The sequence below is a fragment of the Bacteroides sp. ET71 genome, from assembly GCF_023336905.1.
Taxonomy (GTDB): Bacteria; Bacteroidota; Bacteroidia; order Bacteroidales; family Bacteroidaceae; genus Bacteroides.
The window spans coordinates 62900-80144 of sequence record NZ_JAMBLS010000001.1 but is presented as its reverse complement, the minus strand read 5'-3'; the positions used below and the strand labels follow the sequence as shown (position 1 = coordinate 80144).

15 protein-coding genes and 1 tRNA gene are annotated in these 17245 nt (G+C 51.2%); 3 read left to right on the top strand and 13 right to left on the bottom strand.

What is annotated here, in order from left to right:
- Window positions 1-160: 160 nt before the first annotated feature.
- Together ffh and rho are read right to left on the bottom strand one after the other, a co-directional pair.
- On the bottom strand, window positions 161-1495 hold the full coding sequence (ffh, locus tag M3090_RS00335) for a signal recognition particle protein (protein WP_249053409.1): 1335 nt from the start codon (window positions 1493-1495) through the stop codon (window positions 161-163).
- 114 nt (window positions 1496-1609) lie between these two features.
- The gene (rho, locus tag M3090_RS00330; protein ID WP_249053408.1) at window positions 1610-3568 is read right to left on the bottom strand and encodes a transcription termination factor Rho; all 1959 of its coding nucleotides are present in this window, start codon (window positions 3566-3568) and stop codon (window positions 1610-1612) included.
- A 585-nt stretch (window positions 3569-4153) separates the two neighbouring features.
- Here rho and M3090_RS00325 point away from each other — a divergent pair.
- Entirely contained in the window at window positions 4154-4987 is an 834-nt protein-coding gene (locus M3090_RS00325) for a 4Fe-4S binding protein (protein ID WP_249053407.1), read from the top strand.
- A gap of 27 nt (window positions 4988-5014) precedes the next feature.
- Here the strand turns inward: M3090_RS00325 and tilS are convergent, their stop codons facing one another.
- Both tilS and M3090_RS00315 read right to left on the bottom strand, forming a co-directional pair.
- Window positions 5015-6301 carry a tRNA lysidine(34) synthetase TilS gene (gene tilS / locus M3090_RS00320; protein ID WP_249053406.1) on the bottom strand — a complete coding sequence of 429 codons (1287 nt, stop codon included), beginning with the start codon at window positions 6299-6301 and terminating at the stop codon, window positions 5015-5017.
- A 47-nt stretch (window positions 6302-6348) separates the two neighbouring features.
- Entirely contained in the window at window positions 6349-7557 is a 1209-nt protein-coding gene (locus tag M3090_RS00315) for a site-specific integrase (RefSeq protein WP_249053404.1), read from the bottom strand.
- 216 nt (window positions 7558-7773) lie between these two features.
- Here M3090_RS00315 and feoB point away from each other — a divergent pair, with 216 nt between their 5' ends.
- The gene (gene feoB / locus M3090_RS00310; protein ID WP_249053403.1) at window positions 7774-10242 is read left to right on the top strand and encodes a ferrous iron transport protein B; all 2469 of its coding nucleotides are present in this window, start codon (window positions 7774-7776) and stop codon (window positions 10240-10242) included.
- Window positions 10243-10513: 271 nt separating this feature from the next.
- Window positions 10514-10585 (top strand) — tRNA-Cys (locus M3090_RS00305).
- Window positions 10586-10808: 223 nt separating this feature from the next.
- On the opposite strand, the gene pyrF is transcribed toward M3090_RS00305, so the two are convergent.
- The 9 genes from pyrF to M3090_RS00260 form a co-directional block, all read right to left on the bottom strand.
- Window positions 10809-11627, bottom strand: a complete 819-nt coding sequence (pyrF, locus tag M3090_RS00300) for an orotidine-5'-phosphate decarboxylase (protein ID WP_249053402.1) — start codon at window positions 11625-11627, stop codon at window positions 10809-10811.
- A 5-nt stretch (window positions 11628-11632) separates the two neighbouring features.
- On the bottom strand, window positions 11633-13375 hold the full coding sequence (locus tag M3090_RS00295) for a DUF4153 domain-containing protein (RefSeq protein ID WP_249053400.1): 1743 nt from the start codon (window positions 13373-13375) through the stop codon (window positions 11633-11635).
- 142 nt (window positions 13376-13517) lie between these two features.
- Complete coding sequence (prfA, locus tag M3090_RS00290) at window positions 13518-14630, bottom strand: peptide chain release factor 1 (protein ID WP_249053399.1); 1113 nt, start codon at window positions 14628-14630, stop codon at window positions 13518-13520.
- Window positions 14631-14658: 28 nt separating this feature from the next.
- Window positions 14659-14931, bottom strand: coding sequence for a hypothetical protein (locus tag M3090_RS00285; RefSeq protein WP_249053398.1), 273 nt, complete (start codon window positions 14929-14931; stop codon window positions 14659-14661).
- Window positions 14928-15143, bottom strand: a complete 216-nt coding sequence (locus M3090_RS00280) for a hypothetical protein (RefSeq protein ID WP_249053397.1) — start codon at window positions 15141-15143, stop codon at window positions 14928-14930. The genes M3090_RS00285 and M3090_RS00280 overlap by 4 nt, the downstream gene beginning before the upstream one ends.
- Window positions 15140-15379, bottom strand: a complete 240-nt coding sequence (locus M3090_RS00275) for a hypothetical protein (RefSeq protein WP_249053396.1) — start codon at window positions 15377-15379, stop codon at window positions 15140-15142. Before M3090_RS00275 ends, M3090_RS00280 begins: the two co-directional genes overlap by 4 nt.
- Before the next feature lie 20 nt (window positions 15380-15399).
- Window positions 15400-16569 carry an AIR synthase related protein gene (locus M3090_RS00270; protein ID WP_249053394.1) on the bottom strand — a complete coding sequence of 390 codons (1170 nt, stop codon included), beginning with the start codon at window positions 16567-16569 and terminating at the stop codon, window positions 15400-15402.
- The gene (locus M3090_RS00265) at window positions 16566-16928 is read right to left on the bottom strand and encodes a DUF86 domain-containing protein (RefSeq protein ID WP_249053393.1); all 363 of its coding nucleotides are present in this window, start codon (window positions 16926-16928) and stop codon (window positions 16566-16568) included. The genes M3090_RS00270 and M3090_RS00265 overlap by 4 nt, the downstream gene beginning before the upstream one ends.
- The gene (locus M3090_RS00260; RefSeq protein ID WP_249053392.1) at window positions 16912-17220 is read right to left on the bottom strand and encodes a nucleotidyltransferase family protein; all 309 of its coding nucleotides are present in this window, start codon (window positions 17218-17220) and stop codon (window positions 16912-16914) included. Before M3090_RS00260 ends, M3090_RS00265 begins: the two co-directional genes overlap by 17 nt.
- Window positions 17221-17245 lie beyond the last annotated feature (25 nt).

Genomic DNA, 17245 nt, shown 5'->3' with positions numbered 1-17245 from the left:
TCTTGGTAGCTACCTCGACCCTCTAAAGGTAGCTACCTCGACCTCCTAAAGGTAGCTACCAAGGGGAGATGAAGGTAGATGGTTGTGTATATGCTTGATTATCAGCATCAATTCTTTCCCACATAGGGAGAGCCGGACTGTTCTGATATCTTTACAAAACTTAGCGCTTCATCTTGGGCATCATCATCTGGCCCATCTTGCCCATCTTGCTGCCGGTCACCATCTTCATCATCTTGCGTGTCTGGTCGAACTGCTTCAGCAGGCGGTTCACTTCCTGCAGGTTGGTGCCGCTGCCTTTGGCAATACGTTGGCGGCGCGAGCCGTTGAGGATGGCGGGGTTAGTGCGTTCCTCCGGGGTCATGGAGTAGATGATGGCCTCGATGCTTTTGAAGGCGTTGTCGTCGATGTCGATGTCCTTGATGGCTTTGCCTACGCCGGGAATCATGCTGGCCAGTTCCTTCAGGTTGCCCATCTTCTTGATTTGCTGGATTTGGTTGAGGAAGTCGTTGAAGTCGAACTGGTTCTTTTGGATTTTGCGTTGCAGCCGCTTGGCTTCTTCTTCGTCATACTGCTCTTGGGCGCGCTCCACCAGCGATACGATGTCGCCCATGCCCAAGATGCGGTCGGCCATGCGTGAGGGGTGGAACTGGTCGATGGCGTCCAGCTTCTCGCCCGTACCGATGAACTTGATGGGTTTGGTCACCACCGAGCGGATGGAGAGGGCCGCACCGCCGCGGGTGTCGCCATCCAGCTTGGTCAGCACGACGCCCGTGAAGTCCAGGCGGTCGTTGAATTCCTTGGCGGTGTTCACGGCGTCCTGTCCGGTCATGGAGTCGACCACGAAGAGGATTTCGTCCGGATTGATGGCCTGCTTGATGGCGGCAATCTCCTGCATCATCTCCTCGTCCACGGCCAGACGTCCGGCTGTATCGACGATGACGGTGTCAAGTCCTTTGGCTTTGGCCTCCTGGATGGCATTCTTGGCGATGGCGACGGGGTCTTTCGAGTCGGGCTCGCTATACATGGGCACGCCGATTTGCTCGGAGAGTACGCGCAACTGCTCGATGGCGGCGGGGCGGTAGACATCGCAGGCCACTAGGAGCGGCCGGCGGTTCTTCTTCGCCTTGAGCATGCGGGCCAGCTTGCCGCTGAACGTGGTCTTACCGGAACCTTGCAGTCCGGACATGAGGATGATGGCGGGACGTCCCGTCAGGTTCAGTTCGGCGGTTTCGCCTCCCATCAGGGTGGCCAGCTCGTCGTGCACAATCTTCACCATCAGTTGGCTGGGCTTTACGGCTGTCAGCACGTTCTGCCCCAGGGCTTTCTCCTTCACGGTATCGGTGAAGTTCTTGGCTACTTTATAGTTGACGTCGGCATCCAACAGGGCTTTGCGTACGTCCTTCAGCGTTTCCGCTACGTTGATTTCGGTGATTTTGCCTTCACCTTTCAATATCTTGAACGACCGTTCGAGGCGTTCACTCAGGTTGTCAAACATAATCTTGTTAAATTGAGAATTGTTAAATTGAGAATTGAAAATTGAGAATTAAAAAATGATGGAAGAGGAATTGCTTCTGTATTTTTCAATTTTCAATTCTCAATTTTTAATTGTTTAACTGTTCATGCTCATCAGGAACTCGTCGTTGTCCTTGGTCTTTTCCAGTTTGTCCTTCACGAAGTCCATGGCCTCTACGGGTGTCATGTCAGACAGATATTTACGCAGAATCCACATGCGGTCCAGCGTCTGCTTGTCCTGCAGCAAGTCGTCGCGGCGGGTGCTGGAGGCGGTGATGTTGACGGCGGGGAAGATGCGCTTGTTCGAGAGGTTGCGGTCAAGCTGCAATTCCATGTTACCTGTGCCTTTGAACTCTTCGAAAATAACCTCGTCCATCTTCGAGCCGGTGTCAATCAGCGCCGTGGCCAGAATGGTGAGCGAGCCTCCGCCTTCGATGTTGCGTGCCGCACCGAAGAAGCGTTTGGGCTTGTGCAGGGCGTTGGCGTCCACGCCGCCGGACAACACTTTGCCCGATGCGGGCGATACGGTGTTGTAGGCACGTGCCAGTCGGGTGATGGAGTCGAGGAAAATGACAACATCGTGGCCACATTCCACCAGACGCTTGGCTTTCTCCAGAACGATGCCCGCAATCTTCACATGGCGTTCGGCCGGTTCGTCGAAGGTGGAGGCTATGACTTCCGCATTGACGGTGCGGGCCATGTCGGTCACCTCCTCCGGGCGCTCGTCGATGAGCAGCATAATCATATATACCTCGGGGTGGTTGGCGGCAATGGCGTTGGCGATGTCTTTCATCAGGATGGTCTTACCCGTCTTGGGCTGTGCCACGATGAGGGCACGCTGGCCTTTGCCGATGGGAGCGAAGAGGTCGACTACGCGAGCCGAGAGCGTGTCCCGATAATCTCCTTGGCAAAGCTTGAACTTTTCGTCGGGGAAGAGGGGAGTAAGATGTTCGAAGGGTACGCGGTCGCGGATGAATGCCGGGTCGCGTCCGTTGATTTTCGACACTTTCACCAGCGGGAAGTATTTTTCACCTTCCTTGGGCGGGCGGATAATGCCGTCTACCACATCGCCCGTCTTCAGGCCGAAGAGCTTGATTTGCGATTGCGACACATAGATGTCGTCTGGCGAAGAGAGGTAATTATAGTCGGAAGAGCGGAGGAATCCATAGCCATCCTGCATGATTTCCAATACGCCGGTGCCGGCCAAGATGTCATCGAAGTCGTAAGCCTTTTCGCGCTCTACAGGTTTACGCTCTTGAGCTGTCGTTTCAGCAGTATTTTCGCTTTGATTGCTGTTGCGATTATTATTGTTGTTATTATTGTTGTTGCTGTTATTATTGTCACGCTGCCGAGCTATTCGGGGACGCTGTTGCTGATTCTTGACCGGAAGTGCGGGAAGAGTGTTTTTGGTAGCTTCAAATTTGCCAATCAATTCAGTAGGCAGTTCAGTTTTTTCCGTAGGTAAGTCTTCAATGGGAACGAACTCATCCGTTTTGCTTGGTTGCTGCGGGGCGGATTCTTGAGTGTTGTTTTCTTTTTCGTTGATTGTTTCTTTCGGTTGGTCGTTGACAGGCTGCTCTTCTGGTTGACTGGGGGCTTCGACTTCTTCCTTAGTTATTGCAGCTTTATCTTCTTCGGCTTTTGTTTTGCGGGGACGTCCGGGTTTCCGTTTGGTTGTTTCTGCTTGAGATGTCGTTTGTTCCGGATTCTTACTTTCGTCATCTGCCGACGTCTTTTCTTCGTTCTTATTTTCTTTTGGAGCTTCTTCTTTTTTAGGAGCTTCGGCTTTTACTATTTCATTGTCTGCAGATTTAGCTGTTGCATTGTTTGTGCTATTTTTCTTTGTACGTGTTTTTTTCTGCTTTTCTGCCTTACGTTCTTCTTTTTGTTTGTCGGCTGCCACTTTTTTAGTTGCTCCGGCGATGGCCTGTTCGTCCAGTATCTTGTAAACAAGATCTTCTTTCTTTAGGGCATCGACCTTTTTAATGCCAAGTTCTTGGGCAATGGCTTGCAATTCGGGCAAGCTCTTGTCGTTCAATTGAATGATGTTGTACATACTTAAATATATGTGTGAATGGTTTATAATTTTGTTTTGGAAAGGCAGAACCGTATGGGCATAGAAATAACCTTGTGGGCATAGCCTTATGAATAACCAGTTATTATGGTGTTGGGATAAATTGGTTTGTTGAGTTGCAAATCAGCAGGTAATCGTTGTTATAATAGATGAGCTACCTGCGGTTTCAACGCTGCAAAGGTAGAATTTTTTTTTGGTATTCCTTTAAATAAATCAGTTTATTTTGATAAATGGCTTCATTTTCATTCATTTTGTAGTTTGGGATATGTTCAATGAAGCTTCCTCAAGCATAATATTAGTATAAAGGAGAAAAGTGATTGGAGGAGGAATATACTTAAACAGCGATGCTGTTATCAAATAAATGTCGTAACTTTGGACGGGTTTTCATATAGTCTGTCGTTTAAAAATCATTCTCTCTGTCATGTTGAGAGGAGCGAAGCGGAGTCGAAGCATTTCCCTAACATCTCTCATGTGCATAGTGAAATTTCTTGACTGCGTTCGGGATGACAGGGAAAATGAATTTTAAATAGACTTTTATGAATTAATTTAAGACGATAATTTGTGATTATGAGCATAACAGATGTGCATTTGATATATTTTTCGCCCACTCATACTTCGCGGCATGTGGGTGAGGCTATCGTACGTGGTATTGGTTTAGAGAAGGTCAGGGTGAGTGATTTGACTTATTCTTCTATTGACTTTTCTGAGATTGGTGCAAATACTTTGACAGTAGTGGTCTTGCCGGTTTATGCAGGTCATTTGCCTCAACTGGCTGTTTTAAGGATGGCTGGTTTGCGTGCGGCAGGTGCACCGGCGGTTGCGGTGGTAGTTTATGGTAATCGTGCATATGAAAAATCGTTAGTGGAGTTGAATGCTTTTTTGAATGGAAAAGGATTTGGTGTGATTGCCGCCGGGACTTTTGTGGGAGAACATTCGTATAGTACTGTTTCGTGTCCAATTGCTTCTGGGCGTCCTGACAAAAACGATTTGGAAGAAGCTACAGATTTTGGAAGAAGAATCCGTCAGAAAGTAAAAAACAGGGTTGTCACAGTGGCTTCTTGGGTAGTTGACGTTTCTCGTATTCGGCGTCCATACCAGCCTTTATTACCCTTGTTCTGTTTTATTTATGAAGCCGCTCGCTTGAGAAAACGTGGGAGGCCAATGCCTGCAACACCTTGTGTGGACGAAAGCTTGTGCACTCATTGTGGTCGTTGCGTGAAGACTTGTCCCAATAATGCTATAATGAAAGGAGATGAGTGTCACACGATTTCAGAACGTTGTATCCGCTGTTGTGCCTGTGTCAAAGGTTGTCCGCAGAAAGCTCGTTGTTTTGATTCCCCTTTTGCAGTGCTCCTTTCTAAATATTTTAAGCGGCAGAAGCAGAATCGGGTTATTCTTTGACTTATGGACTGTTGCCAATGAACAGGGTTATTCATTGGGTTGGCGTAGGGTGACAATTGTGATAGATTGTGTAGCATCGTTTACGCGGAAGCGGTTATCGCTCCGTTCACCTACCAGCCAAATGATGTCTTCACCACAACATAATACCCATTGCTGTTCTTTTTGTGCCAGTGAGAATTTGCGGTCGGTAAGATAATCGCTCACTTTCTTTGTGCCTTTCATGCCGAAAGGCACAAAAGAGTCCCCTTGTTGCCAAAGCCGCAAGGAAAGAGGGTGCAATAATTTGCCGGTATCGAAAGCTGCTGAATGTTTGTCATGTGGGATATTGAAGTCTGGCGTATAGTCATAGGTTTGAATATCCAATACGGGAGGGATGTTTTTTTGTTGTTCTTCTATTATTAGCAACTGGTCTCGATCTTTTATTACTGTCCATTTTCCGGTACTGAATTTCTTGCCGGGCTGGCTTTGCAAAGACCGATAGATATTTTCTATTTGGCTTTCGTTAAATCCCAACGGGTGTAGTACTTCAAACAACAAGGTATTTGGTGCAGGTTCGTGTAGCAGAGCCTTGATGTCAATGGCTTTTCCTCCGTCGAGTAAAATTCTCTTTCGTCCTTCGTTCACAGCCTGCTGGTATAACAAGGCTGCGTCAGTCAAGTGAACGGCTGTTTTCAACAGATTTTCTTTGGCGGCCGGGGTTATTTGTTGCATCAGTGGCAACAGATGCAGGCGTATTTTATTGCGCATGTATGTATCTTCTAAATTGGTACTGTCTGTTACATAGTTTTGTTTTAAGGTTGCCAGATAAGTGATGATTTCCTGTCGGTTTAAGCAAAGCAGTGGGCGGATAATATATCCGTTGCGTGGTCGGATGCCTTGTAGTCCGTTGATGCCAGTGCCGCGCAACAGGTTGAGCAGAAAAGTTTCGGCACTGTCGTCACGGTGGTGAGCCACGGCGATGGCTGCGGCACCGTAGGCTTGCCGTACCTGTTCGAACCAAGTGTAGCGTAGCTCGCGGGCGGCCATCTCTATGGAAATGTGTTTTCGTGAGGCTTCTCCGGTAGTGTCGAAATGAATGACATGAAGTGGTACCGTTTGTTCTTGGCAGAGCTGGCGAACAAAGTCTTCGTCGCGTTCGGACTCTGTTCCGCGAAGACAGAAATTGCAATGTGCTGCCTCGCAAACATATCCTAACGACAGTAGTATCCGTAACAGGGCTACGGAATCTGCTCCTCCGCTTAGGGCGACGAGCACTTTGCTGCCAGGCTCTATCAATTGTTGCCGAGCGATGTATGTGGCTACTTTCTTTTTCATTGTTTATTATTCCTTATCCGCATGCAAAGGTAGTATAAAAAAGCAATTCATAAGGCTGTTATGATTAAGTTGTTGGCTTTGTCTACCATGGATGTATCGAGTGAAGCCAAGTAAATGCGTGTAGTGTTTTCGGAGTCGTGCCCCATAGCTTCGCTAATGATAGATGTCGATATATTTTTACTTTTGGCGATACTGGCCCAGGCATGCCGGGCTACGTACATGGTCAGTCCTATGTTAATGTCTAATCTGGCTCCGAGATGTTTTAATTTTTGGTTGACCAGGTGAGCGGCAGTCTTATATTGTCTCCATTCGTTGCGGCCGATAGTTTTGATGATGGGTAACAGGTAGGGACTTTCTTGTGTGTCGTATTTGTCGATGATTGCCTGCATGGGCTTTTCCCACTTGATAAAAAGTTGCTGTCCCGTTTTGCGCCGTCTGTAGGTCAGGATGCCATTATGCAGATCTTTTTTTCTCAGAAATGCCATGTCGACAAATGACATCCCCCTTGTGTAGAAGCTGAATAAGAACAAGTCTCGTGCATAATCTAAAAGAGGATAAGGAGAGAGGTTCAGTTCTTTAATTTGTCGAATGGTTTTTAACGGAACGGCACGTTTAATGGTTTTTTCGATGCCTGTATAGACATGCCTGAAGGGGTATTTTTGAATGGTAAGGTTTCTTTCGACGGCTTGATTGTAGATGGCTCTCAGATTTCGCATGTAGAAAGAGGTGCTGTTCGGGGTCAGTCCTTTGGTCTTTAAATAATTTTCGTATTCTAACATTAACTCTGAGTCGATATCTTCCAGAGGAATGTCTTCCAAGTGATTGTAGAAACGTGTGAAGCTGTTCAGAGTGGTTTCATAGGTTTCTGCCCTTCGCAGGCAGCCGGCCTTTTTCAATGAGTCTGTCAGTCGATGGGCGAAATTCAGAAAACCGTCGTTGTTTTGTGCCGATTTATAGAGGGTGACTATGTCTGCTGTGTGATACTCGTTGCCATTTTGTTCAAGATATGTTATTATGCGTTGCCATTTTTGCATGCCTTTTCGAAGACGTTTTTGCAAAATGAGTAAGTAATCACGGCGGTTGTCTTTGCGTTTTATTCTGGCTATTTGCCCTTTTTCTGACGCCCATTCCGAGGGGAACAGTTTGTAGCCTGTGCTGATTTGGCGTACGATGCGGTTGTGGATTACTTGATAGTAGAGGCTTCCTTCTTTTCCATCTATCGTGGACGGGCGGAATTTGATTTTGATTGTTGTCATGATGAATAAGTATTAAAGTTTGATTGGTTGTGCCGAGTTGTTTCCGGCTAAAGATAATATGTAGCTTGGAGGAGTCCTTGCCTGTGTATTTTGATATGAAAGCTGCTTGCTCCGAATGTTGGCTTTTGCTGCTTGTTATTTAAAAACATTCTAAATTATTTGTTGTGTACGGACGAATCGCTTATCTTTGCGGACATTAATGGAACAGAAGATTTTATGCGTTTATCAGAACTAAAGACCGGTGAGAAAGCGGTGATTGTAAAAGTGTTGGGTCACGGAGGCTTCCGCAAACGTATCGTTGAGATGGGATTTATCAAGGGGAAAACAGTGGAGGTGTTGCTTAATGCTCCATTGAAAGATCCTATTAAGTACCAAGTAATGGGTTATGAGATTTCTTTGCGCCGACAAGAAGCTTCGATGATAGAGGTTATCAGCGAGCAGGAAGCTAAACAGACGGTCTTACAGCCTGATTTCCATGGCGGTCTGGAAGAAGACCTGCCTGTGAGTGAGGAAGAACTGAAGCGACTGGCATTGGGCAAACGGCGCACCATTAATGTGGCATTGGTCGGTAATCCTAATTGTGGAAAGACATCTTTGTTCAACATTGCTTCGGGTTCGCATGAGCGGGTAGGCAATTACAGCGGTGTTACTGTCGATGCCAAAGAGGGATACTTCGATTTTCAAGGTTATCACTTTCGTATTGTCGACTTGCCGGGCACGTATTCTCTTTCGGCTTATTCTCCAGAAGAGCTTTATGTGCGTAAGCATATCATCGACGAAACACCGGACATAATTATCAATGTCGTAGATTCTTCCAACCTGGAGCGCAATCTTTATCTGACCACTCAACTGATTGACATGAATGTGCGGATGGTCATTGCCCTGAACATGTATGATGAGTTGGAAGCAAGTGGAAATAAGTTGGACTATCTGACTTTGGGGCGGCTGATTGGTGTTCCGATGGTACCTACTGTCTGCCGTACAGGCAAGGGCATTGAACGTTTGTTTCATGTCATCATCAATATTTATGAAGGGGCGGACTTCTTGAACAAGGACGGGCAAATCAGTTCGGAAATACAAAAGGATATGCAGGATTGGCACAAGGCTTACGTGCCCGACCATGCTTTCGGAACGGACGAAGAGGACAGGCATCCGCACCGTGTCTACCGGCATATACATATCAATCATGGCCCGGAATTGGAGCGTAGCATTGACGAGGTGAAACGTGTCATCAGTGAGAATGAAAACATACGTTATAAGTATTCCACTCGTTTTCTGGCCATTAAGTTGCTGGAGAATGACAAAGACCTGGAACAGATGGTGCGGGACTTGCCCAACGGGACGGATATTCTGGCAATGCGCGACCGTGAGAAAGAACGTTTGCGCCAGGTGCTGAACGAAGAGAGCGAGCAGGCCATTACCGATGCCAAATATGGTTTCATTGCCGGGGCTCTGCGCGAGACATTCGTGGACAACCATAAGGAGAAATCGAAGACTACCCATTTTATTGATGCCATTGTGACGCACCGCATCTGGGGCTATCCTATTTTCTTTTTGTTCATGTATCTGATGTTTGAGGTGACCTTTTCCGTAGGCCAATATCCTATGGATTGGATAGAGGCCGGCGTGGCATGGTTGGGTGAATGGATTAGTACCAACTTGTCCGAGGGGCCGCTGAAGGATATGTTGATTGATGGCATCATTGGTGGAGTGGGAGGCGTTATTGTTTTTCTGCCCAATATTCTGATTCTTTATTTCTTTATCTCGCTCATGGAAGATTCGGGCTACATGGCGCGTGCGGCTTTCATCATGGATAAGATTATGCACAAGATGGGGTTGCACGGAAAGTCGTTCATTCCTCTTATCATGGGTTTTGGGTGTAATGTGCCGGCCATCATGGCTTCCCGTACCATCGAAAACCGTAAGAGTCGGCTGGTGACGATGCTTATTAATCCGTTGATGTCGTGCAGTGCACGTCTGCCCATTTATCTGTTGCTGACGGCGGCCTTTTTCCCTGAGCATGCCAGTCTGGTGTTATTGTCCATATATGCCATCGGCATTGTGCTGGCCATTCTGATGGCGCGTCTTTTTTGCCGTTTCTTGGTGAAGGGCGATGATACGCCTTTCGTGATGGAACTTCCGCCTTATCGTTTGCCGACTTCGAAGGCTATTTTCCGCCATACGTGGGAGAAGGGGGCGCAGTATTTGCGTAAGATGGGTGGAATCATCATGGTCGCTTCTATTGTCATTTGGGCGTTGGGTTATTATCCTCATCATGCAGAATATGAGACGGTGACCGAGCAGCAGGAAAATTCTTACATCGGCCGTATCGGAAAGGCTATCGAACCGGTCATCGAGCCGCTGGGCTTCGACTGGAAGCTGGGCGTGGGCATCCTCTCCGGTGTGGGTGCTAAAGAACTGGTGGTAAGTACGCTGGGTGTGCTCTATGCCGATGATGCCGAGGCAGACTCAGTCAGCTTGGGCGAGCGTATCCCCATTACGCCGCTGGTGGCTTTTGCTTACATGGTGTTTGTGCTCATTTATTTTCCTTGCATTGCTACTTTGGCAGCGATTAAGGGCGAAACGGGCAGTTGGAAGTGGCCTTTGTTTGCGGCGGGTTACACCACTGCCTTGGCTTGGCTTGTTTCTTTTGCTATTTATCAGATAGGAGGTTTGTTTGTATGAATAATTGGCAAGAATGGGTCGTCGCCCTGTTACTGACGCTTTGCGTGGTGCGGATAGTTTACAGTGTCTGGCGTTTTTTCCGCCGGACACGCAGCGGAGGAAATCCTTGCGGGAGCTGTCCAAACTGTTGTTCTTCAAAACATTCAGTACATCATGATTCGTCCTGCTGCTGTTCTGGTGAGAAAAAAAAGAAGAAAAGTTGCTGCGAATAGTTGGTTATTCGGAAAAAAGCCTTACCTTTGCATCCGCAATCGAAAAGATGGAGCTTTTGGGTACCTTGGATGAGTGGCTTAGTCAGCGGTCTGCAAAACCGCGTACGGCGGTTCGAATCCGCCAGGTACCTCATAAAGAAATCGGTTAATTACGATAAGAGTAGTTAACCGATTTCTTTTTTTATTTCTCCCTGTGTAGGATTCGTTTCGCTGTCTTGAACAGGAAGGAGCTGCGTTTCGAACACGGAGCATCGCTACATTGCGTCAGAAGCAAGGCCAGCAACCGAAGGGCTACCGACCTTGGTTGCTGGCTGTTGCTGATGGACTGTTATATGCGCTGGCGCATGCTGAAACTTATTTTTTCAATAGTTCGGCCATCTGCTGCTGCACCTCTTGGGCGGCCCGGCGGGCGGCGTCGGCGAAGTCGCGCCCTTTGCCTGCGTAGATGATGCCGCGGCTGGAGTTGACGATGAGGCCGCAATCTTTGGTCATGCCGTACTTGCAGACTTCTTCCAGCGAACCGCCCTGGGCGCCTACGCCGGGCACGAGGAGGAAGTGCTCGGGCACAATCTTGCGGATGTCCTCGAAGGCGCGGCCTTGGGTGGCGCCTACGACGTACATCATGCGGTCGTCGCCGGCCCATTCCTGGCTCTTGCGCAGCACTTTTTCGAAGAGGCGTTCGCCCTGCGTGTCTTCCGTCAGCTGGAAGTCGTGCGAGCCCTTGTTGCTGGTCAGTGCCAGGAGGATGACCCATGTGTTGTCATATGTCAGGAAAGGCGTTACGCTGTCCTCACCCATGTAGGGGGCCACGGTGACGGCATCCACCTGCAAGTCTTCGAAGAACGAGCGGGCGTACATGGCAGAGGTGTTGCCGATGTCGCCGCGCTTGGCGTCGGCGATGATGAACTGGTCGGGGTAGTTCTGGCGGATGTATTTCACGGTTTTCTCCAGCGCTTGCCAGCCTTTCACGCCCAGGCTTTCGTAGAAGGCCAGGTTGGGCTTGTAGGCCACGCAGAGGTCGGCCGTGGCGTCGATGATGGCCTTGTTGAAGGCAAAGATGGGTTCGTGGCTGTCCAACAGGAAGTCAGGAATCTTTTTGATGTCCGTGTCCAAGCCTACGCAGAGGAAGCTCTGCTTGCGGCGGATGTTGTCGATGAGTTGTTGTTTGTTCATAATTGTTATTCTTGTTTGAATGGTTTATTCATATGGTTGTGGAAGAGCAGGCCTTCCACCTTCAGGCAGGGTTGCGTTTCGGGTGTGCCGTCCTTCGTTTCACTTATCTCGTAAGAATTGTAGAAGTAGGTCAGCACAAAGAGGTTGCCGCCTTGGGTGCGTAGCACGGGTGGGGGCAAGGCGGGTTGCTGGTCGCGGTTGCGCAGGGTGTCGGTGGGGATGCGCAGGGTGTCCGGTGCGATGCGTCCGTCCTCCAGCGGGATGCAGTAGGACACGCTGTCGCCGAGGCCTCTACCGCTGAGGCGGGTGCAGTAGCGGTAGCCGCGGGGCACAGGCAAGGTGTAGTCGTTCGCGTTGTAATGGAAACTCGGTTCCGCCACTACCAGTGTGTCGGCTGCTTCTTCCGGCGCGTAAGAATAGAACGGCGTGTCTTCGGCCACCAGGTCTTGCACGCTCTCCCTGCCGAACCAGTCGTGCAGATAGTAACACTTGCCGTTGAGGCGGACGGCCTCCTTCTGCGGCAGGGAAAACAGATAGGCTTCGTAGGCGGTCGTTGTAAGGGGGATGGATTGTCCGCTTCGTGTCAGGACTTCCCGTACCTCACTGCGTAGAATGTTCCGCGTGATGCTGGCGTAATTGACAGGCAGCACCGAGGTAAGCAGGAATACCAACGAAAACGAGATGGGAATCCAGCTCAATCGCCGTGCCCGACTCACGATGAGGCCGATGCAGACGAAGTAGAACCATGCGTTGAGCGTGGCCAGGTAGAGGCGGTTGATGGTGATGCCGTAATCCAGGAAACGGCGGCCGATGCCGATGGTCATCAGCACCAGCAGCGGCAGGGCCAGGAGGGGCAGCCAGCGGGCGATACGTTCGTCCGTTGGGCGCTTCTGCTTGATGCGCGAGGGATACAGGCCCAGTTCGATGGCGATGATACCAGCCATCAGTGCCACTACCAGCCACGACACCCATCCGTCGGGCAACTCCCACCGCGCGAGGATGGTGCCGGCATAGATGTAGAGCACCAGCAAGTAAAGCCCTGCCAATGGGAGGAAGAGGTAGTGTATGATGCCTTGCAGGAAGGCGGTGGGTTGCGGCTGCCGGTCGTGCTTGCGCTCGCCTTCCGGCAGGAGGCCGAGGAACATCAGCAAGGGCAGCAGTTCGCAGCATAGGATTAATATATAGAGGTAGCACTTGTGGCTGACGTCTACTCCGAAGAGCTGGTGCAGCGAGAGGACCAGCAGGCTCAATCCTCCGCTCATCACAGCTCCCACAATAAGGGTGAGGGCCAGCGTGCCGACGGCCGTCTGTGCGAAGTTCCAGGCCGGAATGTCGTCGCGTTCGCGGAAGAACGGGAGGAAGAACAGTGACAGGCCGATGGCCAGCAGGGCGGCGCCGTGGGCAATGCCGATGTCTATCGCCCGTGTCCCTTCGATGTTATGGTAGAGGAAAATGGCGTCCAAGGCCAGCAGCACAGGGGCCAGGATTTGCACACCCAGGCGCAGTTTCCGCCTTTTCACCTCTTCTGCCCACAGGTGCAGGCTGAGCGAGAGCAGTGTGCCGACGGACAGGAAGTAGAACAGCGTGACGAGCAGTTTTTCTTCACCGTGCCAATCGGTAGCTGTCAGCCAGAGTTGTAGAGCCGTCAGCGCCAAGGCGAAGCTCAGGGTGACGGGGAAACGGCGGGCACAGCGGCCGAAGGCTTCGCCCAACGTGCGGAAAAACGAAGAAATCTGTAACTGTTTCATGTCTCGGGTACTTAACGGTCGGTCAAACGGGTATTTAACGGTTCGTTAAACGAGTATTTAACGGTTCGTTAAACGAGTATTTAACGGTCGATTAAACGGGTATTTAACGGTCGATTAAATGGGTATTTAACGGTCTGCCGGATTACAGTTCGCTCTCCTTCAGCCGTTCCGCGTTCTCGGCCACGATGAGGTGGTCGATGCAATCCTGGATGTCGCCGTCCATGAAGGCGGCCAGGTTGTAGATGGTGTAGTTGATGCGATGGTCGGTGATGCGTCCCTGCGGATAGTTGTAGGTGCGAATCTTGGCCGAGCGGTCGCCGGTGCTGACCATTGTCTTGCGCTTCGAGGCGATGTCGTCGATGTACTTCTGGTGCTCCTTGTCGTAGATGAAGGTGCGCAGGCGGCTCAGGGCACGTTCCTTGTTCTTGGGCTGGTCGCGCGTCTCGGTACATTCGATGAGGATTTCCTCCACCACGCCCGTATTGGGGTTCTTCCAGTTATAACGCAGGCGCACGCCGCTCTCCACCTTGTTGACGTTCTGTCCGCCTGCGCCGCCGCTTCGGAAGGTGTCCCACTTGATTTCGCCCTCGTTGATTTCCACATCGAACGGTTCGGCTTCGGGCAATACGGCCACGGATGCGGCTGAGGTGTGTACACGGCCCTGTGTCTCCGTAGCCGGGACACGCTGTACACGGTGCACGCCGCTCTCGTACTTCAGCGTGCCATACACCCCCTCGCCCGTCACCGAGCAGATGATTTCCTTGAATCCGCCCGCCGCGCCTTCGTTGGCACTGGACACCTCCAGTCGCCAGCCCTTGCGCTCGCAATACTTGGAGTACATGCGGAAGAGGTCGCCGGCAAAGAGTGCCGCCTCGTCTCCGCCCGTGCCTCCGCGGATTTCGAGGATAGCGTTGCGGCTGTCCTGCGGGTCGGCGGGGATGAGGAGCAGTTTGATTTCCTCCTCCAGTTGCGGGCGGCGTGCCTCGCAGCGGTCCAGCTCCTCGCGGGCCATGTCGCGCATCTCTGGGTCGGTCTCGTTGGCGATGATGTACTTCGCCTCGTCGATGCCGCCGAGCACCTGGACGTATTCCTTGCGGGCCTTCATCAGGTCGCCCAGCTCCTTGTATTCCTTGGTCAGCTTGACGTAGCGCTTCTGGTCGGCGATGACGGCCGGGTCGGTAATCAGCGTCGATACTTCCTCGAAGCGGGCTACGAGGGTGTCGAGTTTATCGAGTAGGGTGTTATTGTCAGACATAAGTTTTAATACATTAAGTTATCATTCTTTATTCGAATATCCACATCAGCAGCCCGGCAAATGCCAATAGGCCGATGCCAATCAGGACGTATTGCCACCACGTGGTTGGCTTCTTGGTTCTCCGGGCAGCGAAATATTTTTCGCCAATGATTCCTCCGCCGAAACTGGCGAACAGGAAGGCTACGTATTTCAGATAGCTGCAGTCGAGGTAATCAGACAACATGCCCAATCCGGCACCAGCCAGGATGACGGCCATCAGCCACAGACCGCCTGCCAGGTTTTTCTTTGCCGTTGCGTTCATTCTTTTTTCTCTTCCTCCTTCTTACGCCGTCCGATTTGCGGCTGCATCAGGTCCTTGAACAGAATGTAGGCCGCCACGACCCAGAAGCCCACGGTGATGCCGCGTATCAGCGGGCTAGCGTGGAAGTACTCGTTGATGCTGTTGGCCAGTATCATGGTTACCAGCCAGATGATGGCGGCTATCCAGTATTTACGTTTTTTGCTTTTCTTCATCCTGCTGTTGTTTTATTATGCCGTTCTCTGTTCCTGCGCTGTCGGACTTTGAACTCGTTTGCGCAATACCAGGTCATCAGAATCCAAACCAGCATGTGGATGGAGGCGCGGATAACTTTCGGTATCGTGTAGCTGTCCCATTGCAGGGCCATGTCCATGCCGTCTGCCACAAATAGCGCGGCGAAAAACACCGCTCCTGCGATGTATAGGATGCGGTTCTTTCCGGGTGTTTCCATTACTTATTATAGACTGATGGTTAATACCTGAACTCTCCGAACTCGCTCCGGATAATCAGCTCCCGCCGTTCGCCTTCCTCGATGCGGCCGATGACTTGCGCGTCGATGTTGAACGACTTGGAGATGGCGATGACTTCCTCGGCATGTTCCGGCGAGAGGTAGACTTCCAGGCGATGCCCCATGTTGAACACCTTGTACATCTCGTCCCATGCCGTGCCGCTCTGCTCCTTGATGGTGCGGAATAGCGGGGGAACGGGGAAGAGGTTGTCCTTGATGACGCAGCAGTTGTCGCCCACGAAGTGCAACACCTTGGTCTGCGCGCCGCCCGAGCAGTGCACCATGCCGTGAATCTCCGGGCGCAGGGCGTCAAGCAACCGTTTCACCACCGGAGCATAGGTGCGGGTGGGGGAGAGGACGAGCTTGCCGGCATCCAGCGGGCTTCCCTCTACGGCATCGGTCAGGCGGAGTGCGCCGCTGTAAACCAGCTCATCGGGCACGGCGTGGTCGTAGCTCTCCGGATATTTCTCCGCCAGATACTTCGCAAAGACGTCGTGGCGGGCGGAGGTGAGGCCGTTGCTGCCCATGCCGCCGTTGTATTCCTTCTCGTAGGTGGCCTGTCCGTAGCTGGCGAGGCCCACGATGACGTCGCCCGGACGGATGTTGGCGTTGTCGATGACGTCGCTGCGCTTCATGCGGCAGGTCACGGTGCTGTCTACGATGATGGTGCGCACCAGGTCGCCCACGTCGGCCGTCTCGCCGCCCGTGGCATAGACGCCCACGCCCATCCCGCGCAGTTCGGCCAGCAGTTCGTCCGTGCCGTTGATGATGGCCGATATGACTTCGCCCGGCACCAGCAGCTTGTTGCGCCCGATGGTGCTGGACACCAGTATGTTGTCCACCGCGCCCACGCACAGCAGGTCGTCAATGTTCATAATCAGCGCGTCTTGCGCGATGCCCTTCCACACGCTGAGGTCGCCCGTTTCCTTCCAATAGAGGTAGGCCAGCGAGGACTTGGTGCCCGCGCCGTCGGCGTGCATGATGTTGCAATACTCTGGGTCGCCGCCCAGGATGTCGGGGATAATCTTGCAGAAGGCCCGCGGGAAGATGCCCTTGTCGATGTTCTTGATGGCGTTGTGAACGTCTTCTTTCGATGCGCTCACGCCGCGCATCATGTATCTCTGGTTGCTCATAATGATGATTGTGAATTTATTTCTTTATAAATCTGTTCCATGACGGGTAGGAGTTCGGGGATGTCATATTCTATGGTGTCCCACAACTGCTTGGGCTTGATTTTGTTGTAGCCATGCACCAGTACGTGCCTCATTCCTTCGATGATGTCCCAGTCTACTTCTGGGTGCGCGGCGCGAAACTCTTTGGTCAGCATATAGACCGCTTCGCCGATGATTTTCACGTGTTTCACAAATCCGTAGAAGATGATAGGGTCGTTGGCCATTTCTTCAAAAGTGTAGCGCGTTTTATTCTCTAACAAGATGCGAATGGTGGATAGGATGTGCTCTATCCGTCCTTTGTCTTTAATGCTTTCCCTCATAAATCAATATCTTATCATGTTGAACGCTTTCCGCCGCGAAGGGAAGCAGGCAATCGTTTTCCACCAAGTCCACCTTCCGTCCCAGTGTCTTGCCCAAGTCGCGTACGATGCGCGCAATGGTCAGCAGCGTCACACGGGCAACTTCGTCGTATTGCACCAGGATGTCGATGTCGCTGTCTTTTGTTTCCTCGCCGCGTGAGCACGAGCCGAACAGCCAGGCCCGCTTCACGGGCTGTTCCGCAAAGTAAGCCTGAATCTTGGGGATGAGTCGTCTGGTCTCGTCGCTTATCATACATTTAGCTTTTTAATGGGTTACT

Bases quoted from the DNA above. Each gene is read 5' to 3' on its own strand.
- ffh (WP_249053409.1), bottom strand. From the start codon at position 1,495: ATGTTTGACAACCTGAGTGAACGCCTCGAACGGTCGTTCAAGATATTG.
- M3090_RS00325 (WP_249053407.1), top strand. From the start codon at position 4,154: ATGAGCATAACAGATGTGCATTTGATATATTTTTCGCCCACTCATACT.
- M3090_RS00315 (WP_249053404.1), bottom strand. From the start codon at position 7,557: ATGACAACAATCAAAATCAAATTCCGCCCGTCCACGATAGATGGAAAA.
- M3090_RS00265 (WP_249053393.1), bottom strand. From the start codon at position 16,928: ATGAGGGAAAGCATTAAAGACAAAGGACGGATAGAGCACATCCTATCC.
- pyrF (WP_249053402.1), bottom strand. From the start codon at position 11,627: ATGAACAAACAACAACTCATCGACAACATCCGCCGCAAGCAGAGCTTC.
- M3090_RS00260 (WP_249053392.1), bottom strand. From the start codon at position 17,220: ATGATAAGCGACGAGACCAGACGACTCATCCCCAAGATTCAGGCTTAC.
- prfA (WP_249053399.1), bottom strand. From the start codon at position 14,630: ATGTCTGACAATAACACCCTACTCGATAAACTCGACACCCTCGTAGCC.
- tilS (WP_249053406.1), bottom strand. From the start codon at position 6,301: ATGAAAAAGAAAGTAGCCACATACATCGCTCGGCAACAATTGATAGAG.
- feoB (WP_249053403.1), top strand. From the start codon at position 7,774: ATGCGTTTATCAGAACTAAAGACCGGTGAGAAAGCGGTGATTGTAAAA.
- M3090_RS00285 (WP_249053398.1), bottom strand. From the start codon at position 14,931: ATGAACGCAACGGCAAAGAAAAACCTGGCAGGCGGTCTGTGGCTGATG.
- rho (WP_249053408.1), bottom strand. From the start codon at position 3,568: ATGTACAACATCATTCAATTGAACGACAAGAGCTTGCCCGAATTGCAA.
- M3090_RS00275 (WP_249053396.1), bottom strand. From the start codon at position 15,379: ATGGAAACACCCGGAAAGAACCGCATCCTATACATCGCAGGAGCGGTG.
- M3090_RS00295 (WP_249053400.1), bottom strand. From the start codon at position 13,375: ATGAAACAGTTACAGATTTCTTCGTTTTTCCGCACGTTGGGCGAAGCC.
- M3090_RS00270 (WP_249053394.1), bottom strand. From the start codon at position 16,569: ATGAGCAACCAGAGATACATGATGCGCGGCGTGAGCGCATCGAAAGAA.
- M3090_RS00280 (WP_249053397.1), bottom strand. From the start codon at position 15,143: ATGAAGAAAAGCAAAAAACGTAAATACTGGATAGCCGCCATCATCTGG.